Annotated in this window: 22 protein-coding genes; 20 read left to right on the top strand and 2 right to left on the bottom strand. The window is 37.6% G+C overall.

What is annotated here, in order from left to right:
• Positions 1-30 precede the first annotated feature (30 nt).
• The gene (locus P3T75_RS08730) at positions 31-1935 is read left to right on the top strand and encodes a beta-glucoside-specific PTS transporter subunit IIABC (protein ID WP_206903128.1); all 1905 of its coding nucleotides are present in this window, start codon (positions 31-33) and stop codon (positions 1933-1935) included.
• Between the two features lie 63 nt (positions 1936-1998).
• Here P3T75_RS08730 and P3T75_RS08725 read toward each other — a convergent pair whose 3' ends face one another.
• The gene (locus P3T75_RS08725) at positions 1999-2913 is read right to left on the bottom strand and encodes a MurR/RpiR family transcriptional regulator (protein WP_206903127.1); all 915 of its coding nucleotides are present in this window, start codon (positions 2911-2913) and stop codon (positions 1999-2001) included.
• 179 nt (positions 2914-3092) lie between these two features.
• Between P3T75_RS08725 and P3T75_RS08720 the strand changes: the two genes are divergently transcribed.
• The 11 genes from P3T75_RS08720 to P3T75_RS08670 all read left to right on the top strand — a co-directional run bounded on the left by P3T75_RS08720 (position 3093) and on the right by P3T75_RS08670 (position 16827).
• Positions 3093-4481: a 6-phospho-beta-glucosidase gene (locus tag P3T75_RS08720; RefSeq protein WP_282461362.1), complete on the top strand. Its 1389-nt coding sequence runs from the start codon at positions 3093-3095 to the stop codon at positions 4479-4481.
• A gap of 95 nt (positions 4482-4576) precedes the next feature.
• Positions 4577-6010: a 6-phospho-beta-glucosidase gene (locus P3T75_RS08715; protein WP_206903125.1), complete on the top strand. Its 1434-nt coding sequence runs from the start codon at positions 4577-4579 to the stop codon at positions 6008-6010.
• Between the two features lie 88 nt (positions 6011-6098).
• Positions 6099-7559, top strand: a complete 1461-nt coding sequence (locus P3T75_RS08710; protein ID WP_282461361.1) for a glycoside hydrolase family 1 protein — start codon at positions 6099-6101, stop codon at positions 7557-7559.
• 271 nt (positions 7560-7830) lie between these two features.
• Entirely contained in the window at positions 7831-8766 is a 936-nt protein-coding gene (gene trxB / locus P3T75_RS08705) for a thioredoxin-disulfide reductase (RefSeq protein WP_206903123.1), read from the top strand.
• Positions 8767-9068: 302 nt separating this feature from the next.
• Complete coding sequence (locus tag P3T75_RS08700; RefSeq protein ID WP_282461360.1) at positions 9069-10796, top strand: phospho-sugar mutase; 1728 nt, start codon at positions 9069-9071, stop codon at positions 10794-10796.
• A 20-nt stretch (positions 10797-10816) separates the two neighbouring features.
• A complete protein-coding gene (locus P3T75_RS08695) occupies positions 10817-11104 on the top strand; it encodes an ArsR/SmtB family transcription factor (RefSeq protein WP_206903121.1) in 288 nt (95 codons plus the stop codon).
• Positions 11105-11285: 181 nt separating this feature from the next.
• A complete protein-coding gene (locus P3T75_RS08690) occupies positions 11286-12563 on the top strand; it encodes a homoserine dehydrogenase (RefSeq protein WP_282461359.1) in 1278 nt (425 codons plus the stop codon).
• Between the two features lie 2 nt (positions 12564-12565).
• Positions 12566-13624, top strand: a complete 1059-nt coding sequence (gene thrC, locus P3T75_RS08685; RefSeq protein ID WP_206903119.1) for a threonine synthase — start codon at positions 12566-12568, stop codon at positions 13622-13624.
• Entirely contained in the window at positions 13621-14484 is an 864-nt protein-coding gene (gene thrB / locus P3T75_RS08680) for a homoserine kinase (RefSeq protein ID WP_230708839.1), read from the top strand. Before thrC ends, thrB begins: the two co-directional genes overlap by 4 nt.
• A gap of 124 nt (positions 14485-14608) precedes the next feature.
• On the top strand, positions 14609-15880 hold the full coding sequence (locus P3T75_RS08675; RefSeq protein ID WP_282461358.1) for an O-acetylhomoserine aminocarboxypropyltransferase/cysteine synthase family protein: 1272 nt from the start codon (positions 14609-14611) through the stop codon (positions 15878-15880).
• 2 nt (positions 15881-15882) lie between these two features.
• Entirely contained in the window at positions 15883-16827 is a 945-nt protein-coding gene (locus tag P3T75_RS08670; RefSeq protein ID WP_282461357.1) for a homoserine O-succinyltransferase, read from the top strand.
• 77 nt (positions 16828-16904) lie between these two features.
• On the opposite strand, the gene P3T75_RS08665 is transcribed toward P3T75_RS08670, so the two are convergent.
• A complete protein-coding gene (locus P3T75_RS08665) occupies positions 16905-17753 on the bottom strand; it encodes a pyruvate, water dikinase regulatory protein (RefSeq protein ID WP_206903115.1) in 849 nt (282 codons plus the stop codon).
• 153 nt (positions 17754-17906) lie between these two features.
• Between P3T75_RS08665 and P3T75_RS08660 the strand changes: the two genes are divergently transcribed.
• The 8 genes from P3T75_RS08660 (at position 17907) to era (ending at position 24244) form a co-directional block, all read left to right on the top strand.
• Complete coding sequence (locus tag P3T75_RS08660) at positions 17907-18326, top strand: Fur family transcriptional regulator (protein ID WP_206903166.1); 420 nt, start codon at positions 17907-17909, stop codon at positions 18324-18326.
• A 174-nt stretch (positions 18327-18500) separates the two neighbouring features.
• Positions 18501-18677 carry a 30S ribosomal protein S21 gene (rpsU, locus tag P3T75_RS08655; protein WP_002356740.1) on the top strand — a complete coding sequence of 59 codons (177 nt, stop codon included), beginning with the start codon at positions 18501-18503 and terminating at the stop codon, positions 18675-18677.
• Between the two features lie 26 nt (positions 18678-18703).
• Entirely contained in the window at positions 18704-19150 is a 447-nt protein-coding gene (locus P3T75_RS08650; protein WP_282461356.1) for a GatB/YqeY domain-containing protein, read from the top strand.
• Positions 19151-19332: 182 nt separating this feature from the next.
• A complete protein-coding gene (locus P3T75_RS08645; RefSeq protein ID WP_407649843.1) occupies positions 19333-20247 on the top strand; it encodes a PhoH family protein in 915 nt (304 codons plus the stop codon).
• Between the two features lie 29 nt (positions 20248-20276).
• Positions 20277-22475 carry an HD family phosphohydrolase gene (locus tag P3T75_RS08640; RefSeq protein WP_282461355.1) on the top strand — a complete coding sequence of 733 codons (2199 nt, stop codon included), beginning with the start codon at positions 20277-20279 and terminating at the stop codon, positions 22473-22475.
• Positions 22475-22951: an rRNA maturation RNase YbeY gene (gene ybeY, locus P3T75_RS08635; protein ID WP_206903111.1), complete on the top strand. Its 477-nt coding sequence runs from the start codon at positions 22475-22477 to the stop codon at positions 22949-22951. The genes P3T75_RS08640 and ybeY overlap by 1 nt, the downstream gene beginning before the upstream one ends.
• Positions 22935-23327, top strand: coding sequence for a diacylglycerol kinase family protein (locus P3T75_RS08630; protein WP_206903110.1), 393 nt, complete (start codon positions 22935-22937; stop codon positions 23325-23327). Before ybeY ends, P3T75_RS08630 begins: the two co-directional genes overlap by 17 nt.
• A gap of 17 nt (positions 23328-23344) precedes the next feature.
• The gene (gene era, locus P3T75_RS08625) at positions 23345-24244 is read left to right on the top strand and encodes a GTPase Era (protein ID WP_206903109.1); all 900 of its coding nucleotides are present in this window, start codon (positions 23345-23347) and stop codon (positions 24242-24244) included.
• Positions 24245-24249 lie beyond the last annotated feature (5 nt).

Here is a 24249-nt window from a genome sequence, read left to right as displayed (position 1 = left end):
CAAAAAATAAAAATAACTGGAGGAATTAGTGTGGGTAAATATCACGATTTAGCCGAAAAAATTGTTGAAAATGTAGGCGGAAAAGAAAATATCAATAGTTTGACACATTGTATTACGCGGTTGCGCTTCAAGTTAAAAGATGAAGGCAAAGCAAACGATGATATCCTAAAAAATATGGACGGCGTCGTAACTGTAATGAAAAGTGGCGGTCAATATCAAGTTGTAATCGGAAATCACGTTCCAGATGTCTATGCAGACGTTTTAGAAGTAGCGGGAATTTCAGGTGAGACAGAAGAAGCAAGCGGTGACGGCAATATCTTTAACCGCTTAATTGATATCTTAAGTGGTTGTTTCCAACCATTCTTAGGCGCATTAGCTGCAGCAGGTATGATTAAAGGGCTAAATGCATTACTAGTTTTCTTAGGAACGTTAGGTTGGTTTACCTACACGGCGCAATCTGGCACTTATATGATGCTAAATGCAATTGGGGATTCGATTTTTTACTTTATGCCAGTTATCTTAGGTTATACAGCTTCAAAAAAATTCAATTTAAATCCAATGATCGGGATTACAATTGGTGCGGCGTTAGTTTATCCAACGATTCAAGGATCTGCATTACAAGCCTTGGTCGAAGAAGGCGCTGCTGCTCCTTATAGTATCTTTGGTTTGCCAGCATTTACTACTTTCTTAGGTATTCCTTGGGTAGGGGCAAATTATACAAGTAGTGTTGTACCGGTAATTTTCATCATCGCCTTTGCTGCACAAGTACAAAAATTGATGAAACGTGTCATTCCTTCTGTTGTTCAAACATTCTTAGTACCATTTTTTGTACTATTAATTTCATTGCCAGTTGGCTTTTTAGTTATTGGCCCAATCATTAGCATGCTAACTGATTTATTAAGTGCTGGTTTCCAAGCGTTAATGACATTCTCACCAGCTTTATATGGTGCAATTTTAGGTTTCTTCTGGCAAGTGTTGGTAATCTTTGGATTACACTGGTCAGTTGTACCATTGGCAATTATGCAAGTAACACAAGAAGGTTTCTCACAAGTGTTAACAGGTTCATTTGCTGCTAGCTTCTCACAAACAGCAGTTGTCTTAGCAATGTTCTTCAAACTTCGCGACAAAAAATTAAAAGCACTATGTCCACCAGCAATCATCTCAGGTATTTTTGGGGTAACAGAACCAGCTATTTACGGGATTACATTACCGAAAAAGACGCCGTTTATTTTCTCTATGATTGGTGGGGCAATCGGCGGATTGATTTTAATGTTAAATGATGTCACTTCTTACACAATGGGGGGTTTAGGAATCTTTGGTTTCTTTAACTTCATTACCCCAGAAGGTAATGCGTCTACTGTTATCCCAGCAGTAATTGCAGTCTTAGTAGCCTGCGGTGTCAGCTTCTCACTAACTTTCTTCTTCTGGAAAGATGAGACAGTCGAAGTTGAAGAAGGACAAGCCGCAATGGAAGTTAGAAAAGAAATTGTTACAGCGCCAATTAACGGTGCCATCATGCCACTAAGCACATCAAAAGATGAAGCATTTGCTCAAGGTATTTTAGGTAAAGGTGTATTGATCCAACCAGAAAGTGGTGAAGTTGTCGCACCATTTGACGGTACAGTAATGACACTGTTTCCGACAAAACATGCAATTGGCTTGGTTTCTGATAATGGTTTAGAATTATTAATTCACATTGGAATTGACACTGTACAACTAGACGGTAAATTCTTCACACCCCATGTTAAGCAAGGGGATAAAGTAAAACGCGGTCAAAAATTAATGAGCTTTGATATTAAAGCAATCCAAGCTGCAGGTTACAGTGTTGAAACACCAGTCATCGTAACCAATTCAGCAGACTATTTGGATATTTTAGAAAGTGATAAACCAAATGTTGCCAGTGGTAGTGATGAATTAATCACAGCTTTAGCATAAGAAAATAAGACGAGCTGACTATTTCGTCAGCTCGCCTTTTTCACCTGAAACTTATTTGAGTCATTAGTTTGGGGTAAAGGAATCGTGGATTTGAACCGGAACTTGATTTTTTTCGGACATAATGGTGGAACTAATCTTACGATGATCAATTTGTTGCCCGATTTTAATTAGATGTTCTAATTCTTGCTGGTAATTTTCAGCAAAAACAACACTGTATAAGACATCGAGTAAATACGTGATCGATAGATTGGTTGTGAAATTACCAATCTTTGAATAGAGGCGTTCTCTTGTTGTCATTTGTAAGGTGCAAGTTGCTATTTCCATTAAAGAATTATCGCCAATGCTGGTAATTGCAATAAAAGGTACTTCTTGTGCAGCTAAAATTTTAGCAGTCTGTAAGATAGTGCTATTTTCGCCAGTATAAGAAATTAAGATTGCCGTATCATTTTTTGTTAAATTATAGGCTTCATAGGCCGTTTCCCCTTGGATTTGACTGGTAGTAACGATTTTTCCAATGCGATTCATTTTCACAGCAAAGTCTTGCGCGATTAATGTATTGGCGTTGTTACCAAAAATTCTTGTGATACGCGCCTTTAGTAAAAGATCTTTTGCCATTTTTAAGGTGTCGTGTTGTATTAAAGATAATGTATCGCTAATGGTCGTTTGTTCTAATTGAGCCAATTTACTGGCGATGCGCAATAAACCGTCATTTGGCGTGAAAGGAAGATTAGCATCGACTGTTTGAAAGTGATGGGTTAAATAGTCTTGCTCTTTTAAAAACGCATTTTTAAATTCGACCCAACCCTTAAAATCCAGTTTTTTGGCAATACGAATTAAGGTGGAAGGATGAACAAAAGTCGCTTCTGCCACTTCTTTAATAGTTAAGTTCAAACTTTGGGGCCGCTTTAAAATGAAGGCGACAACATTTTGTTCGGCATCAGAAAAACTTGTTTGGCGAATTTTTTCTTGAATCAGCATAAATAACCTCTTTTAACTTTATTTACAATTATTATATCGTATTTGTAAATTTTATTTACAAAAAATAAAATGAATTTTCTTTAATTTGTAAACGTTTTAGCAACTCGTTGTTATTCTATTGTTTTTAGACTAAAACTCATCAATAATTAAATTATCAAGTAAACAAAGGAGCTGTCGGTATGAAAAAAGGCGTAAAAATTGCGACAATTGGTGGCGGAAGTAGTTATACACCAGAATTAATGGAAGGCTTTATTAAACGGTATGATGAACTACCAATTTCTGAAATTTGGTTAGTGGATATCGAAGCCGGAAAAGAAAAATTAGAAATTGTAGGGGCGATGGCACAACGAATGTGGGATGCTTCACCATATGATGTGAAAATCCATTTAACCTTAGATCGCAAAGAGGCATTAAAAGATGCAGACTTTGTCACAACGCAATTTCGTGTCGGTCTATTAGATGCTCGTGTTAAAGATGAGCGCATTCCAGCGTATTACGGTATGTTAGGGCAAGAAACAAATGGCGCTGGTGGTATGTTCAAAGCTTTTCGGACAGTTCCGGTTATTTTAGATATCGTTGAAGACATGAAACGCCTGTGTCCAAATGCTTGGTTAGTCAATTTTGCAAATCCAAGTGGCATGGTAACTGAAGCAGTCGTGCGCTATGGCAAATGGGATAAAGTAATTGGTCTTTGTAATGTACCCGTAATGGCAACCATGCTTGAACCAGGTTTGATTGGCAAACAAACGGATGAATTAATTTACAAATTTGCCGGTTTAAATCACTTCCACTGGCATAAAGTTGCCGCTAATAATGGTCAGGATGTAACGATGGAACTGATTGATAAAATGTATGAAGAAGATAATGGTTTACCAAAAAATATTTATGACATTCCCTTTGAACGGGATTTATTAGAGCAAATGAAAATGATTCCTTGTGCGTATCATCGTTATTATTATCAAGAAGAAGAGATGTTAGAACATTCGTTAGAGGAATATCGCACAATCGGAACGAGAGCACAGCAGGTGAAACGCACGGAACATGAATTATTTGAACTTTACAAAGATGAAAACTTAGATCATAAACCAGAACAATTGCAACAACGTGGTGGTGCTTATTATTCTGATGCTGCTTGTGAAACAATTGCCTCGATTTATGCGAATAAAGAAACACAAATTGTCGTGTCAACTAAAAATAATGGTGCTGTACCGGATTTACCAGCAGATTGCGTTGTTGAAGTAACTGCTTACGTAGGGGCACAAGGAGCTCGGAATGTAGCCTTTGGTGAATTGCCAACTGCAGAAAAAGGCTGGTTACAAGTAATGAAAGCAATGGAATTATTGACTATTGAAGCTGCGGTAACAGGAGATTACGGGACAGCGTTACAAGCTTTCACATTAAATCCATTAGTGACTTCAGGAAAAACAGCGAAACGCGTGATGGATGAGTTATTTATTGCCCACAAAGAGTATTTACCAAATTTCAAAGAAACAATTGAACGTTTGGAAAAAGAAGGCGTTGAAGTACAAGATGAAGTTGTTCGATCGTTAGATTTAGTAAACGTATAAAGCGATAAATAGATATTTTCTAAGAAAATAGTGTAATGAACTTGGCATAATAATGACTTGAATTTGAGAAATTAAGAAAAATTGGAGGCTTTACAATGGGATTTAGAAAAGACTTTTTATGGGGCGGCGCAACAGCAGCCAATCAATGTGAAGGCGGTTATAACGAAGGTGGGCGTGGTTTAGCCAACGTAGATGTGGTGCCAATTGGACCAGATCGCTTTCCCGTTATTACCGGCGAAATGAAAATGTTTGATTTTGATGAGGAGCATTTTTATCCGGCCAAAGAAGCAATTGACATGTATCACCGTTGGCAAGATGATATCGCGTTATTTGCGGAAATGGGCTTTAAAACATATCGCTTATCCATTGCCTGGAGTCGTATTTTTCCAAATGGCGATGAAAAAGAACCTAATGAAGAAGGTTTGAAATTTTACGAAGATATTTTTAAAGAGTGCAAAAAATATGGAATTGAGCCTTTAGTTACAATTACTCATTTTGATTGTCCCATGCATTTGATTAAAGAATACGGTGCTTGGCGTAGTCGCAAGCTCGTTGATTTTTACGAAAATTTATGTCGCGTGATTTTTAATCGCTATAAAGGCTTAGTAAAATATTGGTTGACTTTTAATGAAATTAATATGATTTTACATGCACCGTTTATGGGGGCGGGTCTTTACTTTGAACCAGGAGAAAACAAAGAACAAGTGAAGTATCAAGCGGCGCACCACGAATTAATCGCTTCTGCTATTGCTACCAAGATCGCCCATGAAGTGGACCCTGAAAATAAAGTAGGCTGTATGTTAGCCGCTGGAGCCTACTACCCTTATTCATGTAAACCAGAAGATGTTTTTGCATCTCGAAATGACGATCGCGAAAACTACTTCTTTATTGATGTTCAGTCTCGCGGTGAATATCCTGCGTATGCGCTAAAAGATCTAGAACGCAAAGGTATTGAACTGAAAATGGAAGATGGCGATTTGGAACTATTAAAAGAAAATACTGTCGACTTTATTTCATTTTCTTACTACTCCTCACGCGTTGCAACAACTGACCCAGAATTATTGGAACAAACAGCTGGCAATATCTTTGCTTCAGTTAAAAATCCATATTTGAAAGCTAGCGAATGGGGTTGGCAAATTGATCCACTAGGTTTACGGATCACATTAAATGATATTTATGATCGCTATCAAAAACCATTATTCATCGTAGAAAATGGCTTAGGAGCAGTGGATACTCCAGATTCAGATGGTTATGTTGTGGATGATTACCGAATTGAGTATTTAGCTGCTCATATCGCGGCTATGAAAGATGCTGTGGAATTAGACGGTGTTGACTTGTTAGGTTACACCACTTGGGGTTGTATCGATTTGGTTTCTGCTGGAACCGGTGAAATGAAAAAACGTTACGGCTTTATCTATGTTGATCGGGATAATGAAGGCAATGGCACTTTAGCTCGGACTAAGAAAAAATCGTTTGACTGGTATAAACAAGTGATTGCGACAAATGGCGAAGATTTAAGTGCAGAATAAACAAGCAAATTTTGCTACTACTTTTACAAAATAAATGAAAAGCCAGCTCACTTGGGCTGGCTTTAAAAAAGTTGCAGGAGGAAAATATATGGCATTTAGTAAAGATTTTTTGTGGGGTGGCGCAACGGCAGCCAATCAATATGAAGGCGGCTATTTATCTGGTGGAAAGGGCCTGGCGACTTTAGATGCTATCACAGGTGGCAGTAAAGATAATCCCCGTATGATTACCTTTAAAACAGAAGATGGAAAAATTCATGAGGTAACAAGAGAAGAAGGTCTACCAAAAGGCGCGACAGGGTATATTGACCCAGATAAATACTATCCTAGCCACGTTGCAACTGACTTTTATCATCATTATAAAGAAGATATTGCCTTATTTGCAGAAATGGGTTTTAAGTGTTTCCGACTATCATTGTCTTGGGCGCGTATTTGTCCGAAAGGAACTGATGAAATCAATGAAGAAGGTTTAGCTTTTTATGATGCAGTTTTTGATGAGTTATTAAAATATGGTATTGAACCGGTTGTCACCATTAATCATTTTGATATTCCAATGTATTTAGCGGATAAATTGGATGGCTGGAATAATCGTAAAACAGTTGATTACTTTGTCTTCTTTTGTGAAACAGTCTTTAAACGATACAAAGATAAAGTGAAATATTGGATGACCTTTAATGAAATTAACTTTTTGAGAAGCTGGACCCAAATTGGTATTCATCAAAATGACAATCAGCATCGCTATCAAGCTATTCATCATTTGTTTGTAGCTAGTGCTAAGGCAGTAATATTGGGTCACAAAATTAATCCAGCTTTTAAAATCGGCATGATGGTGGCTTATATTCCAAGCTATCCGATGACAAGTAATCCTGAAGATGTGATGGCAGCTTTAGAATTTAATCGTGGTCAAGAATTTTTCATTGATGTTCAAGTGAAGGGGACTTATCCTGCTCACAAATTAAAATGGTTTGAGCGGGAAAATATCACCATCAAAAAAGAGGCTGGTGATGATGAGCTGATTAAAGAAGGCACCGTGGACTATATTGGCTTTAGTTACTACATGTCAACGGCCTCTTCTGCTAATCCAGAAAATGTGAAGTATGTTGGCGGTAACCAGCAGCCAGCAGTGAAAAATCCTTATTTAGCTGAATCTGAATGGGGCTGGGCAGTTGATCCATTAGGACTTAGAATTTCTTTATGTAACTTGTATGATCGTTATCAAGTACCATTATTTATTGTTGAAAATGGTTTTGGTGCAGTAGATGTTGTAAAAGAAGATGGTAGTATTGAAGATGATTACCGCATTGACTACTTCAAGAAACATATTGCCGCTATGAAAGATGCTGTGGAATTAGACGGTGTTGATTTAATGGGGTACACGCCTTGGGGCTGTATTGATTTGGTTTCAGCCGGAACCGGTGAGATGAAAAAACGCTATGGCTTCATTTATGTCGATTTAGATGATCACGGTAAAGGGTCACTGGCGCGTTCTCGCAAAAAATCTTTCCATTGGTATAAAGAAGTAATTGCTTCAAATGGAGAAAAACTAGCTTAATTAATCATGTGATATAAGCACTTTTTTGTAATCATCAGATTATAAAAGGTGTTTTATATCACATTTTTTATTGGGAGGAATGCGTGCTACAAGCTTGTTTAAAAAAAGTCGCCAAATGCGAAAAAAATTGCGAGCTAGGGATTTAAATTGTAAGAAAAAAGTAATATAGTTTTAGGTAATATGATTTTTCTTATAAGCAGATTATTAGACAGCTAAGTTTATTTCAACTAGAGTTAGCTTACTAATAGAAAGTAAGTGGAGGTAAAAAATAATGTATGATGTAATCGTAATCGGCGCCGGCCCCGCCGGTATGACAGCGGCTTTATATGCGTCTCGGTCGAATTTATCCGTTTTAATGATTGAAAGAGGTGCTCCGGGGGGGCAAATGAATAACACTGCCGAAATTGAGAATTATCCAGGCTTTGATTCCATTATGGGACCAGAACTTTCTATGAAAATGTATCAAAATGTTGAGAAATTTGGAACTAAAAATGAATACGGCATTGTACAAGATGTGGTAGATCATGGTAGTTATAAAGAAGTTATCACAGAAGAAAATAGTTACAAAGGCAAAAGTGTCATTATTGCAACTGGCTGTGTTCACCGTAAATTAGGTGCCCCTGGTGAAGAAGAGTATGCTGGTCGTGGGGTTTCTTATTGTGCAGTTTGTGATGGAGCCTTTTTCCGGAATAAAAAACTAATTGTTGTAGGCGGCGGCGATTCTGCTGTAGAAGAAGCAATTTATCTGACACAATTTGCAAGTGAAGTTGTCATTGTTCATCGCCGGGATGAATTACGGGCACAAAAAATTATCCAAGATCGCGCTTTTGCAAATGAAAAAATTAGTTTTATCTGGGACTCGGTAGTAGAAGAGATAACAGGTAACGACATGGTAGTAACCGGGGTTAATATTCGCAATGTTAAAACAGATGAAGTTTATGAAACAACAGCAGATGGTGTCTTTATCTATGTTGGTTTAGAACCTCTATCAGCACCTTTTACTAAATTGGATATTTTGGATGAAGCTGGGTGGTTATTGACAGACAGCTTTATGAAGACTGCTATTCCAGGTATTTTTGCAATTGGCGATGGCCGGGCAAAAGATTTACGTCAAATTACCACCGCTGTTGGTGAAGGTGGTATTGCAGGACAACAGGTCTTTCAATATTTAGAAAACTTAAAGGATAGCCAAAGTGTTGGTCAATAAAAATTTTTAAAGTCGATGCTAAAATAATTTGAAAATCCAGCTGAGATGAATGCAAGCGATAAGGCAATCATTTCTCTGGATTTTTTTGTGATCTTTAAAAACAATTATTTAAAAAAGACAGCTACATTATTGACTCAGCTTTTTCTAATTTTTATCAACAAAAGCACTTTTTTATCAGTACGTGTTTTGTTTGGATGAATTGCCAATATTTTAAAAACATTGTTATGAAAGATTGTTGGCGTTATCAAGGTGAAATGATATACTTAAAAAGTAATTAGAAAAATTGAAAGAGGTGTTATTTCATGTCTTGGGAACAAGTCTATGAACAATGGGTAAACGATGGAAATTTAGAAGAAAATTTAAAGCAACAATTAGCTGATCTAAAAGAAGATCCTGAGAAACTAGAAGACGCGTTTTACGCACCTCTGGAATTTGGTACTGCTGGTATGCGAGGAATTTTAGGCCCGGGTATTAATCGTATGAATATCTATACTATCCGACAAGCCACAGAAGGTTTAGCTCGCTTTATGGATGAACAAGATGACAACACAAGAAGACGCGGTGTAGCCATTGCCTATGATTCTCGCCATATGTCGCCAGAATTTGCAATGGAAGCGGCCAAAACATTAGCAAAACACGATATTCCTTCCTACGTTTTTGAAAGTCTTCGTCCAACGCCAGAATTATCTTTTGCGGTGCGTTACTTAAAAGCTTTTACCGGTATTATGATCACAGCTTCTCATAATCCTGCTGCATACAATGGTTATAAAGTCTACGGACAAGACGGTGGTCAAATGCCACCCGCTGATGCAGATGCTTTAACTACGTTTGTGCGCTCCATTGATAATCCATTAGAAATTCAAGTTTTATCTGATGAAGAAGTAGAGCACAGTGGCTTAATTAATATTATTGGTGAAGAAATCGATACCGCATATCTAAAAGAAATTAAAACAGTCACTATTAATCAAGATTTAATTAATGAAATGGGCAAAGACTTAAAATTAGTCTATACGCCACTACACGGAACTGGCAAAATGTTGGGAGAAAAAGCTCTAAAACAAGCTGGCTTTGAAAAATTTGCTTTAGTGCCAGAACAAGCGGTCGCCGATCCTGACTTTTCTACCGTAAAATCACCAAATCCAGAAGAACATTCTGCTTTTGAATACGCAATTGCTTTAGGTAAAAAAGAAGATGCCGATCTTTTGATTGCCACAGACCCGGATGCTGATCGCCTTGGAGCAGCAGTACGCTTACCAAATGGTGAATATCAAGTCTTAACAGGTAATCAAATTGGTGCACTCTTTACGGAATATATTTTAGCCGCTCATAAACAAGCAGGGACACTCCCAAGCAATGCTGCTGTCTTAAAATCAATCGTTTCAAGCGAATTGCCAACTGCTATTGCAGCTAAATACGATGTTGCCATGCTCAATGTTTTAACTGGCTTTAAGTTTATTGCCGAAAAAATTAAACAATTTGAAACAGATCATAGCCAAACTTTTATGTTTGGGTTTGAAGAAAGCTACGGCTATTTAGTTAAACCTTTTGTTAGAGATAAAGACGCGATTCAAGCTTTAGTTTTATTGGCTGAGGTTGCAGCTTACTACAAAAAGCAAGACAAGACATTATTTGATGGTTTACAAGATATTTTTGAAACCTATGGCTATTATGCTGAAAAAACTATTTCTGTAACCTTAAGTGGTTTAGAAGGACCAGCTAAAATTAAAGCGATTATGAGTAAATTCCGCACTCAAGCGCCAAGTGAAATTGGTGGCGTAAAAGTCGTGCAGACAGAAGACTTCAAAGCGCGAACAATTATGGGTCTAGATGGCAATGAAGCAAAAATGACAACTCCTGCTTCTGATGTGTTGAAATACGTCTTAGAAGATGAAAGCTGGATTGCCGTCCGTCCGTCTGGTACAGAACCAAAAATCAAGTTCTATATTGGTGTAAAAGGTGAGAATCAAAAAGATGCGATCGAAAAAATTGCTATCCTTGAAAAAGCAATTAACGAAATAACTGGGGATTAAGAAATAAAAGAGGTGTCTACATGGAGCAAGAAACAGAAATTCTGCAAGTTAGTCGTCTTTTTAAAGTTTTAGCAGATAAAACACGACTTAAAATTTTACTAGCGTTAAAAAAAGGTGAATTGAATGTGACAACTATCGGTGAAGTAGTTGAAATGGAACAGTCAGCTGTCTCCCACCAGTTAAAACTTTTACGAGATAATCGTGTAGTAAAGTCTCGCCGAGAAGGCAAAACTGTTTTATATAGTTTAGATGATCATCACGTATTGGATATATTAGAACAAACCTTTGAACATATTCATCATAGCTAATTATTAATGAAAGACTTTTTGCACAAAATTCATTATGTTTCTTGTCTTTACTGAAAAAACTAGGACTTTCATTTACGAAAGTCCTAGTTTTTTTGCATCATTTTTGGTATGCTTAAAGAAATTTCTTTGAAAACAACGAATGTATTCTAATTCATTTGAATGACAACTTTTAGGAGGTAGTATGGAAAAGCGATTGAAAATTGGTCTATTAGGTTTAGGTGTGGTCGGCTCCGGAGTAGCAAAAGTGATAGCCCAAAATAGTACGAAAATCTTGTCTGCTACCGGTATTAAACTAGAAGTTGCGAAAGCTTTGGTACGAATCGGAGAAGATAAAAAAACTATTGCAGCTGAACATGGTTTTTCTTTAGTCCATGACATTAAAGACATCACCGATGATCCTGAAATTGATATTGTAGTAGAAGTCATGGGAAAAATTGAGCCAGCGAAATCTTTTATTTTAGCAGCTCTTAACAGCGGCAAGCATGTTGTTTCAGCAAATAAAGATTTGATTGCCCAACATGGCAATGAATTAGTTGCAACAGCCCAAGAAAATGGCTGTTACTTCTATTATGAAGCGAGTGTTGCCGGGGGAATTCCAATTTTACGAACACTCGTAAATAGCTTTTTAGCAGATGAAATCACTGAAGTTTTTGGTATTGTAAATGGGACAACCAACTATATGCTGACGCAAATGCTAGAAAATAATCTTTCTTATGAAGTTTCCTTACAACAAGCTCAAAAACTTGGCTTTGCAGAATCAGACCCAACCAATGATGTTGACGGAATTGATGCTGCTTATAAAGCCGTAATTTTAACCAGATTTGCATTTCATCAGGATTTAGGTATGAAGGATTTTGCTGTTACCGGGATTCGCGGAATGGATTTAGCAGATTTGAAATTGGCCCAACAGTTAGGCTATGAAGTTAAATTAATCGCGCAAACAAAAAACTCTGCTAATGGTGTTTATGCTGATGTCGCACCCAAATTAGTACCAAAGCGTCATCCTCTAGCAAGTATTTACAACGAATTAAATGGTGTCTTTATTAAAAGTTATGGTATCGGAAAGAGTATGTTTTACGGTCCAGGTGCCGGATCAATTCCAACAGCAACAAGTGTCGTAAATGATTTGGCTGTTATTGCCCAGCGCACGGCAGAAAAACTACCGGTAGCGCCTTTTACAGATTACAAAGCACAGGTAAACTTGCAAAATAAAGCGGATGTAACGGGTCGTTTTTATTTAGCTTTAAAAGCGGATACCAAGCAACAGCAAACTCAAATTGCGACAATTTTTTCTGAAATAAACTTGGCTGTTGAACTAGTAGAACAAAAGCAAACCGATGATTTTCGTGTTGTTTATTTAACGCAAAATATATCGTTAGAAAAACGTGATGAGGTAGTAACAGCACTAGCTGACGTTGATGTAAAAGTAACGCAGATGATGGAAATATTGGAGGGATAAAGATGTACGAAGGCTTATTAAAAACTTTTAAAGAGTATTTACCTGTAACAGAAAAAACACCAATGATTTCACTAGCAGAGGGAAATACACCACTTATTCCTTTAAATAGCTTGTCAAAAGAGTTGAAAATTAACTTGTATGGCAAATATGAAGGCTTGAATCCGACTGGCTCATTTAAAGACCGCGGAATGGTAATGGCTGTAGCCAAAGCTGTTGAAGATGGGGCGAAAGCAATTATTTGTGCCTCAACAGGTAATACTAGTGCGGCAGCGGCAGCGTATGCAACTAGAGCAGGTATCAAAGCTTACGTGGTTATCCCAGATGGTAAAATTGCAATGGGAAAACTAGCCCAGGCAATTATTTATGGTGCTGATATTATTTCGATTCCAGGTAATTTTGATGAAGCTTTAAAAGCAGTCCGTGAAATTGCGGAAACAGAGGCGGTAGCATTGGTAAATTCTGTGAATCCGTATCGTTTAGAAGGACAAAAAACAGCTGCCTTTGAAGTGTGTCAACAATTAGAAAAAGCTCCCGATGTTTTAGCAATTCCGGTTGGGAACGCGGGAAATATTTCAGCTTACTGGAAAGGTTTTAAAGAATGGCATGACGTAAAAGGAACAACTTTGCCACGTATGCACGGTTTTGAAGCAGAAGGTGCAGCAGCGATTGTAAAAGGGGCAGTGATTGCGCAACCTGAAACAATTGCAACGGCAATTCGGATTGGTAATCCTGCAAGCTGGAAGTTAGCTGAAGCTGCCAGAGACGAGTCAAAAGGCTATATTGATTCTGTAACAGATGCAGAAATTTTGAATGCATATAAAAAAGTTGCAGCCCAAGATGGTGTTTTTGTGGAACCTGGTTCAGCAGCGTCTTTAGCCGGGGTAATTCAACATGTTAAAGCAGGCAAAATTAAAGCAGGTGAAACAGTCGTTTGCGTCTTTACCGGCAACGGATTAAAAGATCCTGATACGGCAATTAATGAAACTACAGTGGACATTCATAAAATGAGTGATTTAGAAGAGATGCGTAATCACTTACGTCAAGGAGTGGCAAAACTATGAGAATCCGCGTACCGGCCACTAGTGCCAACTTAGGTCCCGGTTTTGATTCTTGTGGAGTAGCGGTGAGCTGTTATTTGTTTGTGGAAGTTGTAAAGCCAGCTATAACGTGGCAAGTAGAGCATAGCTATGGCGATTTCATTTCATCTGATGCGAGCAATTTAATTGTTCAAACAGCTTTAAAGACAGCGCCAAATCTTTTACCCCATCATATTAAAGTGACGTCTGATATTCCGTTGACACGAGGATTGGGAAGTAGTTCTTCTGCAATTGTAGCCGGAATTGAATTGGCCAATCGTTTAGGAAATTTGGAATTAAGTGAAAGTGATAAAATCAAATTAGCTACTGAGATGGAAGGGCATCCAGATAATGTTGCGCCAGCAATTTGTGGTGATTTAGTTGTTGCAAGTTATCATGATGACAAAACGTACTATCTGAAACATTATTTTCCTGACTGTGATTTAATTGCTTTTATACCTAACACGGAACTGGCAACTAGTGAAAGTCGTGATGTTTTACCTACACAACTGTCTTATAGTCAAGCAGTAACTGCTAGTAGCATTGCCAATGTTATGGTGGCAGCTTTAATGGCAGGAAATTTAGCAGTGGCGGGAAAAATGATGGAACAAGATCAATTTCACGAACAATATCGTAGTCTTTTCGTGCCACATTTAGCGAAAATTCGAGAAATTAGTCATGCTCAAGGTGGCTTTGGCTGTTATTTAAGTGGAGCTGGTCCAACTGTTATTATTTTGGCACCAAAAAATAAAACAGCCCAAATAATACCACAACTAAAAATGCTTGATAAAAAAGCGACCATTGAAATTTTCCAAGTTGATCGTGAAGGTGTTCAAGTTTTTTAAAAGACGGAAAAGACTTTTAAAAGTCATTAATCAAATTAACCAGGACTCGCCTCAGTTGGCGAGTTTTTTGTAAATCAGATTAGTTCAATTATTCACAACTTGACAAAAAAAGGAGGCAGAAAAAATGAAATTTGAAACAAAATGTTTACATGCAGGTTATACGCCACAAAACGGTGAGCCGCGGGTCATGCCGATTGTGCAAAGTACAACGTATACTTATGACTCAACTGAAAGCATTGGCAAACTTTTTGATTTGGAAGAAGCGGGATACTTTTATACACGTTTGGCTAATCCTACCACCAATGCAGTAGAAGTAAAAATTGCCAATCTTGAAGGTGGTGTGGGGGCTTTGTGTACGTCTTCAGGACAAGCAGCAACCTTTTTGGCTCTTTTGAATATTCTTACTGCAGGGGATCATTTTATTTCTGCTGCTGCTATTTATGGTGGAACCTTTAATTTGTTTGCCCATACGTTAAAGAAAATGGGAATTGAAGTTACTTTTGTTGATCAGAATGCTTCGCTAGCTGAATTACAAAAAGCGATTAAAACAAATACCAAAGCAGTTTTTGCTGAAACAATTGCAAATCCAGCAATGAAAGTATTGGATATTGAAAAATTTGCGACTTTAGCTCATCAAAATGAAGTGCCGTTTTTAATTGATAATACTTTTGCCACACCATACTTTTGTCGACCAATTGAATTTGGCGCAGACGTTGTAATTCACAGTACCACAAAATATCTCGATGGACATGCTGTACAAACCGGTGGCGTGATTGTCGATAGTGGGAAATTTAATTGGGCTAACGGGAAGTTTCCGCAACTTGCTACACCAGATGAAACATACCATAGTATTATCTATACGGAAACTTTTGGAGTCGCTGCTTATATTACCAAAGCCCGTGTGCAATTGATGCGGGATTTGGGTGCGACGCCTTCGCCTCAAAACTCATTTTTATTAAATCTTGGCATTGAAACATTACCGGTGCGGATGGATCGGCATTTTGAAAATGCGATGAAGGTAGCCGAATTTTTAGCATCAGAAAAAAGCGTTACACAGATTACTTATCCAGGATTAAAGACAGATACTAATTATCAATTAATGCAAAAATATCTACCTAATGGTTTATGTGGTGTGATTTCCTTTGAGATTGGGAAGGATCGCAAAAGAGCTGCTCAATGGTTGGATGCTTTAAAATTGGTTTCTTTGGAGGTGCATGTGGCCGATATTCGTACGTGTGCGTTGCATCCTGCAAGTGCTACTCATCGCCAATTAACAAGTCAAGAGTTGCAACAAGCCGGCATTTCACCGGGTTTAATTCGTCTTTCTTGTGGCTTAGAAAATGCAGAGGATATCATTAAAGATTTAAAACAAGCATTTAGACAACTGGAGGGATAAGCATGCCAATTCGCTTACCAGATAGTTTTCCTGCCAAAGCCATTTTGGCTGCAGGGGATATTTTTGCCATTGATGACAAAAGAGCTAGGACACAAGACATCAGACCACTGGAAATTTTAATCGTTAATTTAATGCCGGATAAAATTACTACTGAAACGCAATTGTTGCGTTTAATTAGTCAAAGTCCTTTGCAAATCAATGTTGAGTTTTTACAAATGAATACTCATGCCCACAAAAATGTCGCAAAAAGCCATTTAGACCAATTTTATTTAAGTTTTAATGAGATTAAAGAACGCTTTTATGATGGCCTAATTATCACCGGAGCGCCGGTGGAAGAGCTTGATTTTGAAGAAGTTGATTATTGGCAGGAATTATGTTTTGTAATGGAGTGGAGTAAGCAAAATGTGACGTCGGTCATTCATATTTGCTGGGGAGCACAGGCGGGGCTTTTTTACCATTACGGGGTGAAAAAAGTGATGTATCAAGAAAAACTATTTGGTAATTTTTGCCAGTACACAATAGCAAATCGACGGCTTTTTCGTGGTTTTGACGATTATTTTTGGGGACCGCAATCTCGTTATACAGGGATTAATTGTGAAGATTTAACACAAGCACCAGTTGCAGTAGTTGCCAAAAGTAAGGAAATTGGGCCAACGATTTTGTTGAGTGATGATGAACATGATATCTTTTTATTAGGTCATTATGAATATGATACAGACACATTGCATCAGGAGTTTTTACGGGATCAAAAAAGAGGGCTAAATCCCAAAGTACCTGAAAATTACTATCCTGCTAATGATTACACTAAAAAACCGGTTAATAATTGGCGGGGGCATAGTCAGCTGCTGTGTCACAATTGGTTAAATGATGTTTATCAAATAACCCCTTATAATTTAGCTGATATCCCAAAGGAAAATCAACGGCGTAAAAAAAATACTAAAAAATAAGCGATACCTAAGAAAAAAGCAAGGAGTACAGCAGGCTGTTGCCGCCAGTAATCCTTACTTTTTTCTGGGTATTTTTCTTACTCTTCTTCCATTGTATAATAACTGTGGTCTTCTAAGTCTAAGGCATTCATAATCATTGAAGCTGTTTCTTCGATTGATAAGGAGGCCACGTTAATCACGACACAACCCAATTTTTCGTATAAGTCATTTGCAAATTCTAATTCAGCCCGAATTTTATCAATATCCGAGTAGGCCGTATCTGGATTCAAACCATAAGCAATCATTCGTTCTTTTCGAATCCCATTTAAAACGTTGGGATCATTCGTGAGACCAACGATTTTTTTCTTATCCACTTCCCAGAGCTGTTTGGGAATATGAGCTTGGGGCACAAGGGGTAAGTTGGCAACTTTTAAGTTTTTATTGGCTAAAAATAAGCTTAAAGGCGTTTTTGAAGTCCGCGAGACGCCTAACAGCACCACATCTGCCTCTAAAAAACCACGAGGATCTTTACCATCATCGTATTTAACGGCAAATTCCATTGCTTCAATGCGTTTGAAATAGTTTTTATTTAAGTGGTGCAGTGCACCTGGTTCACGTGTTGGAGCTACACCGGTTCGTTTTTCAATTTCCAAAACGGGGGCTGATAAAACGTCAAAGCCAAATAAATTACTTTCTTGGCAAAAATCACGAATTAATTGGACTAAATCTTCATTAATCATCGTGTATAAAATCAAGGCGTTGAGTTTTTTTGCTTCTTTTAAGGCTTTTAATAGCGTCTTTTTGTCGCTCATAAAAGTCTTGCGAAATAAATTAAACTCTACGGTGGGGTATTGGGCCATGGTGGCTTGCGCCAATTTTGTAGCCGTTTCTCCGGCAGAATCGGAAATGACAAAAATTGTTAAGATTTCTTCAGCAGCTTTACTCATCTTTTTCCCTCACTTGTAATTTGTTGTAGTTTATTATACCATATCCAAGTAAAACTAATTCGTAATCATTATGATTTGTCTGATACGATAAAGACAAAGTTGCTGTTTTTATCCAAGTAGATGTGTTAGGAGGTTTTTCTTGTGACAAGAGAAATGACAAAAATTGACCAGGCAATGGTGACTTTAAAAGAACATGGCTTTAAAAAAACTAATAAACGGGAAAAGTTGTTAACTTTTTTAGCCAAAAAAAATCGTTATGTGGCAGCTAAAGAAGTCCAAGAATATATGGAAGGCGAATTTGGAAGTATCAGTTTTGATACGATTTATCGCAATCTCCATGATTTTTCAGAAATTGGTTTATTAGAAGAAACAGACTTAAACGGTGAGATGAAATTCCGCTTTCACTGCTGTCAGGATAAAAATCATCATCATCATCATTTTATCTGCACGGTTTGTGGTAAAACCCAAGAATTAGATCTTTGCCCCATGGATTTTTTCAAAGGACAACTTCCCGGTTGCACCATCGAAGGCCATCGTTTTGAGATTTTAGGACGCTGTGCTGACTGTCAATAGTTATTTTTTCATCCTTTTCACGAATTTTCAGGCGAAAAAGATTTTTTTCTTTGCACCATACTCTTGACACTATTTTATTACTTAGCTATAATTTTTTAAGGACAGTGTTGTTTTTTGAAAATGTTTCGATTAACAAAAACGGTTACTTTTTAGGCTCGGAGGGAGGGAATTTACATGTCAAAAACAGTGGTTCGTAAAAATGAATCTCTTGACGACGCTCTTCGTCGCTTCAAACGTTCCGTTTCAAAAGCTGGGACTCTTCAAGAATCTCGTAAACGGGAATTTTATGAAAAACCAAGTGTGAAACGTAAGAAAAAATCTGAAGCTGCTAGAAAACGCAAAAAATTCTAGTTTGCAACAAGATTGGAGCTGGTAGTGTGTCACTACTAAGTACTTTGAACGATGATATGAAGACAGCGATGAAAGCTAAGGATAAAGAGTCTTTGCAGGTGATTCGCATGTTGAAGGCATCGTTGCAAAACGAACAAATCAAAAAAGGTGCAGAATTAACTGACGATGAAGAATTGACCGTTTTATCACGGGAAATGAAACAACGTCGTGATTCTTTAACTGAATTTGAAAAAGCAGGACGAGACGATTTGGCAACGCAAGTAAAAGCGGAAATCAAAGTCGTTGAAAAGTATTTACCAGCACAACTTTCTGAAGAAGAAATTCATCAGATTGTAACAGATGCAATCAGTAAAACTGGCGCTACTTCACCAAGTGAGTTTGGTAAAGTGATGGGGGCTGTAATGCCTTTAGTCAAAGGGAAAGCTGATGGTAATCAGGTAAATGCTATCGTCAAAGAATTATTGAATAAATAGTTATTTAATCGCAGACTTCTGTCTGCGATTTTTTTTCTTTTAAGTTTTGAATGTGGTATGATAAAACAGAAAACTTACCCATTTAAAACGGGGCAAAAAGGGAAATGACAAGGAGATGTAACTTTTTGACAGAAGATAAAAAAGTCTTGGAATTAAAACTCAGTGCTAAAGATGATATCAGCATGTTGTTAGGTGCCCATGATAAACACTTAAAGTTGATTGAAGAAAATACACACGTTATCATTAACAGTCGCGGCGAAACAATTATGATTGAAGGCGAAGCTAGTTTTGTAGCAGTGGCCCAACAAGTAATTACAGCCTTACAAGAGTTAATTAATCGCGGGGTACATATCAGCACCCCTGATGTTGCCCAAGCACTAAAAGCGATTCCGTTACAAGGTGTTAATGCTTTTTTAGCATTATACGAAGAAGAAATTGTAAAAGATCGTAATGGCAAGGCAATTCGGGTGAAAAATCGCGGACAAAAGCAATATTTAGAAGCCGTGAAAAAACACGATGTCGTTTTTGGGATTGGTCCGGCTGGAACCGGGAAAACATTTTTGGCGGTCGTTTTAGCCATTGCAGCTTTAAAAAAAGGTCAGGTGCAAAAAATCATTCTAACGCGTCCTGCTGTCGAAGCTGGGGAAAATTTGGGCTTTTTACCTGGGGATTTAAAAGAAAAGGTTGACCCTTACTTGCGTCCGGTTTATGATGCACTGTATCAAATATTTGGTGTGGAACATACCAATCGTTTGATGGATCGCGGTATCATTGAAATTGCACCCTTAGCTTATATGCGTGGTCGGACCTTAGAAGATGCTTTTGTCATTTTAGATGAAGCTCAAAATACAACGATTATGCAAATGAAAATGTTTTTGACACGACTAGGGTATAACTCAAAAATGATTGTCAATGGTGATACGAGTCAGATTGACTTACCTAAAGGCGTAGTCAGTGGTCTAGTGCATGCTGAACGAACACTAAGCAATATTTCACAAATTGCTTTTGTTAATTTTGAAGCCAGTGATGTCGTGCGCCATCCTGTGGTCGCAAGAATTATTGAAGCATATGACAAAGCTAGTTTAAAAAAAGATTAGTGGTGCTGTAAGAAATAGGGGGAAATAATTTGATTATTGAGCCGTTAAGAAAAATCCGTGAACGTCTGGGACGTTTTTATATTCCGCTGATACTTCTCGTGTTTTTTATCAGCTGTTTTGGTCTTTTATTTACGAGCGTAAAACAAAAAAGTGTCGATTATCACGAAGGTCAAGTAGCCAGTGAGAGTATTCGGGCGAATAAGACAGTCGAAAATAAGGCGGCAACAGATCAAAAACGTCAGCTTGCAGCCGAGGCTGTTGTACCGGAGTATACGTATCAAGAAGATATTTCAGAAACACAACACAGCCGCATTGAAACCATTTTCAACCTGATTGCGCAAGTTAAAAAATCAGTTGATGATGAGCACGAGCAGCGTCAAAAACAAGCCAAAGATAAAGAAATTCCAGCGGTTACAACCGATGACTATATTGCCTCATTAAAAAAATCATTTGAAAAGGTAAATGATGAAGATGTTCAGTTTTATCAAGCAATTCCAGCTTCATTTTATGAAATTGCTTTTACTTTAAACAGTGCCGCCTTAAACACTGTGAGAGATAATAGTTTAAATATTTTAGCTGAACAGATGAAAAATCAAGTTCGTGAATCTAATTTAGCGGATTTCAAAAACAATGCTGAAAATGAAGTCGATGCATTAGCAATATCCAGTATGGCAAAAGATGCCATGAAAGAACTGTTAAAAAACGCGATTGTCGTAAACGATTTTCCTAATGAGAAAAAGACCGAAGAACTAAAAGAACAAGCTCGGGCTAGTGTGGCACCAGTCATGATCATACAAGGGGAAGTCATCGTCAGAGAAGGCTCTCAAATTGATGCAAGTGCCATTCAAAAATTACAACTTTTGGGATTAACGAGTCAAAATACTTCTTTTTTCCCAATTGTCGCAATGGTGGCCGGGATAATCGTTCAAATTTTAGTCTTACTTTATTTTGCACGGCAATATGCAGACAAAAATAAACGACAAGAGTTTTTAACCTTTTATACATTGGCGATGATTACAAGCATTGCCATGATGAAATTTTTTCAACTCTTCCAAACGGAATTACTACCTTATATCCCATTATTTTTCCCAGCAGCATTTGTGCCGTTGGTCTTGAATATTTTCGTCAATCGTCGCGCCGGAATTATTGCAGCCATGTTTCAAGTAATTGCAGCTGTATTTTGTTATTATGATGCACTTGGGACCAATCTGTTGACCATCGTCTTATTGACTTATTTATTTTCTGGTTTGATGGGGGCGATTGTTAGACGAGAAAGAATCTCCAAACAAGGTTTTTCAGCTGTCATGTGGTTAATCGTCTTTCCTTTTTTATTAAATATTGTTTTAGTAGTGTTCCAAGGTTTAACCCTAACAGATGCTAGAACATGGACGACGATTATTTGCGGCTTGGCTGGAACGCTTTTATCTTTTCTACTAACGATGGGCTTACATCAGTATATTGAACTTTTGGTGACCGATAATAGTGTGATTGTTTTAAATGAGTTGAGTAATCCCAACCATCCACTTTTGAAAAAATTGTTGGAAGAAGCACCGGGGACGTATCATCACAGCATGATGGTAGCAAACTTATCAGCAAATGCGGTAGCGCTGATTGGTGGTCACTCGCTTTTAACGCGGGTTGCCTGTTATTATCACGATATCGGAAAATTGAAACACGCGAATTTTTTCGTGGAGAATTTACCTGCTGGTGCTGAAAATCCGCATAATTTCTTATTGCCAGAAGATAGCAAGCAGATTATTTTTGGTCACGTTACCGATGGTGCTAAGGTGTTGAAGGAATATAAGATGCCTAAAATGGTAATTGATATTTGCTACCAGCATCACGGCACAACCTTAATGAAATATTTTTATGCTAAAGCAAAAGAACGTAATCCGGAAGTGACAGAAGCCGAATTCCGCTATCCAGGGCCAAAACCCCAGACAAAAGAAGCTGGCGTTGTGAATATTGCTGATAGTTGCGAAGCGGCAGTGCGGGCGATGGATCATCCTACGAATGAAAAAATTCGTCAATTTGTTCATAATTTAATTGTTGACCGTATCTTAGACGGACAATTAGATGATAGTGGCTTGACGTTAAAGGAAATTCATATTATTGAAGATTCTTTAGTCAATGGCTTGTGCAGTACTTTTCACTCCCGGATTAAATATCCGAAGATGAAATCAGAAGCAGAGAAAATGAAAGAAGAACAAGAAAGAAGCGATAAATAATGGATATTACTTTTATGGATGAAACCAATTCCCTTACACCTGAAAAGATGCAAGAAGTGGACGATTTGTTGCAATTTGCGGCAGATTATTTGAAATTACCGCAAGAAACAGAAATGTCTGTTACTTTTATGGACAATGATGCCATTCAAGTTATTAACCGCGATTATCGTGGTAAAGATCGCCCGACTGATGTTATTAGTTTTGCATTAGAAGAAGAAGGTGAAGGCGAGATTCCAGTTGTTTTTGCAGATGGGCAAAATCCACTGCCAAGAGAGCTGGGCGATTTGATGATTTCTTTGGATAAAACAAAAGAGCAGGCCCAAGAGTATGGTCATAGTTTTGAAAGAGAGTTAGGTTTTTTGGCGCTGCACGGTTTTTTGCATATTAATGGTTACGATCATATGACCAAAGAAGATGAAAAAGTGATGTTTGGACTACAAAAGGAAATTTTGGATGCTTATGGACTTAAAAGATAAGAATACAAAGAAAAATAAGTATTTTATTACTTCAGTAGAATTTGCTTTCACAGGTATTCAAACAGTCTTTAAAGAAGAGCGGAATATGCGCAAGCACGTCTTTTTTGGTATCTTAGCCATCATAGCGGGGGGGATTTTTCAGTTAAGTCGCTTTGAATGGTTATGGTTGTTACTCGCGGTCTTTTTAGTTTGGATTGTGGAAATTATCAATACGGTTTTTGAGAATGTCGTGGATATGTTTACGGATTTTCACTTTCATCCGATTGGTAAAAAAATTAAAGATATGGCAGCTGGCGCTGTTTTGTTAACATCCTTTTTTGCGGTAATTATTGGAGCAATTCTATTTTTACCAAAAATTTGGCAATTATTGTTTTAAAAGAAATGAGGAATATTATGTCAGAACATAAATCAGGTTTTGTCGCAATTGTAGGACGTCCCAATGTCGGCAAATCAACATTATTAAATCGAATTGTCGGGCAAAAAATTGCCATTATGAGTGATAAAGCCCAAACGACTCGGAATAAAATTCAAGGTGTTTATACAACCCCAGATGCTCAAATTATTTTTATTGATACACCTGGTATCCATAAACCTAAACATCGTTTAGGTGATTTCATGGTGGAAACAGCCTATAGCGCGCTAAAAGAAGTAGATGCTGTTTTATTTATGATCAGTGCGGATGAAAAACGCGGTCGTGGTGATGACTTTATCATGGAACGCTTGAAAACAAACGACACACCTGTTTTTTTAGTTATCAATAAAATTGATAAAGTACATCCAGATGATTTATTGGGAATTATTGAAGATTATACAAGCCAGATGGATTTTGCCGAAGTAGTTCCTATTTCTGCAACAGAAGGCAATAATTTTGAAACATTAATGAATACGTTGATTAAACAAATGCCAGCAGGGCCACAATATTTCCCTGATGACCAAATCACCGATCACCCTGAATATTTTATTGTATCTGAGTTAGTCCGAGAAAAAGTTCTATTATTAACCCGCGATGAAGTTCCCCATTCCGTTGCAGTTGTGGTCGACAGCATGAAACGGAATGAAAACGATAAAGTGCATATTCAAGCCACGATTATTGTCGAACGTAATAGTCAAAAAGGGATCATTATCGGTAAAGGGGGCAAAATGCTAAAAGATATTGGCACTAAAGCTCGCCGTGATATTGAACAGTTATTAGGGGATAAAGTCTTTTTGGAACTTTGGGTTAAAGTTCAAAAGGATTGGCGTGATAAACAAACCTATTTGCAAGATTATGGCTACCGTCCGGATGATTACTAAGGAGT

Source organism: Enterococcus montenegrensis (assembly GCF_029983095.1).
Taxonomy (GTDB): domain Bacteria; phylum Bacillota; class Bacilli; order Lactobacillales; family Enterococcaceae; genus Enterococcus_C; species Enterococcus_C montenegrensis.
The sequence above is the reverse complement of the archived record's forward strand: the minus strand, read 5'-3'. Positions and strand labels throughout refer to the sequence as shown.

What these genes read in the sequence shown, in the direction of transcription:
- P3T75_RS08725 (WP_206903127.1), bottom strand. Translation starts at nt 2,913, where the DNA reads ATGCTGATTCAAGAAAAAATTCGCCAAACAAGTTTTTCTGATGCCGAA.
- P3T75_RS08720 (WP_282461362.1), top strand. Translation starts at nt 3,093, where the DNA reads ATGAAAAAAGGCGTAAAAATTGCGACAATTGGTGGCGGAAGTAGTTAT.
- P3T75_RS08715 (WP_206903125.1), top strand. Translation starts at nt 4,577, where the DNA reads ATGGGATTTAGAAAAGACTTTTTATGGGGCGGCGCAACAGCAGCCAAT.
- P3T75_RS08710 (WP_282461361.1), top strand. Translation starts at nt 6,099, where the DNA reads ATGGCATTTAGTAAAGATTTTTTGTGGGGTGGCGCAACGGCAGCCAAT.
- trxB (WP_206903123.1), top strand. Translation starts at nt 7,831, where the DNA reads ATGTATGATGTAATCGTAATCGGCGCCGGCCCCGCCGGTATGACAGCG.
- P3T75_RS08700 (WP_282461360.1), top strand. Translation starts at nt 9,069, where the DNA reads ATGTCTTGGGAACAAGTCTATGAACAATGGGTAAACGATGGAAATTTA.
- P3T75_RS08695 (WP_206903121.1), top strand. Translation starts at nt 10,817, where the DNA reads ATGGAGCAAGAAACAGAAATTCTGCAAGTTAGTCGTCTTTTTAAAGTT.
- P3T75_RS08690 (WP_282461359.1), top strand. Translation starts at nt 11,286, where the DNA reads ATGGAAAAGCGATTGAAAATTGGTCTATTAGGTTTAGGTGTGGTCGGC.
- thrC (WP_206903119.1), top strand. Translation starts at nt 12,566, where the DNA reads ATGTACGAAGGCTTATTAAAAACTTTTAAAGAGTATTTACCTGTAACA.
- thrB (WP_230708839.1), top strand. Translation starts at nt 13,621, where the DNA reads ATGAGAATCCGCGTACCGGCCACTAGTGCCAACTTAGGTCCCGGTTTT.
- P3T75_RS08675 (WP_282461358.1), top strand. Translation starts at nt 14,609, where the DNA reads ATGAAATTTGAAACAAAATGTTTACATGCAGGTTATACGCCACAAAAC.
- P3T75_RS08670 (WP_282461357.1), top strand. Translation starts at nt 15,883, where the DNA reads ATGCCAATTCGCTTACCAGATAGTTTTCCTGCCAAAGCCATTTTGGCT.
- P3T75_RS08665 (WP_206903115.1), bottom strand. Translation starts at nt 17,753, where the DNA reads ATGAGTAAAGCTGCTGAAGAAATCTTAACAATTTTTGTCATTTCCGAT.
- P3T75_RS08660 (WP_206903166.1), top strand. Translation starts at nt 17,907, where the DNA reads ATGACAAAAATTGACCAGGCAATGGTGACTTTAAAAGAACATGGCTTT.
- rpsU (WP_002356740.1), top strand. Translation starts at nt 18,501, where the DNA reads ATGTCAAAAACAGTGGTTCGTAAAAATGAATCTCTTGACGACGCTCTT.
- P3T75_RS08645 (WP_407649843.1), top strand. Translation starts at nt 19,333, where the DNA reads ATGTTGTTAGGTGCCCATGATAAACACTTAAAGTTGATTGAAGAAAAT.
- ybeY (WP_206903111.1), top strand. Translation starts at nt 22,475, where the DNA reads ATGGATATTACTTTTATGGATGAAACCAATTCCCTTACACCTGAAAAG.
- P3T75_RS08630 (WP_206903110.1), top strand. Translation starts at nt 22,935, where the DNA reads ATGGACTTAAAAGATAAGAATACAAAGAAAAATAAGTATTTTATTACT.
- era (WP_206903109.1), top strand. Translation starts at nt 23,345, where the DNA reads ATGTCAGAACATAAATCAGGTTTTGTCGCAATTGTAGGACGTCCCAAT.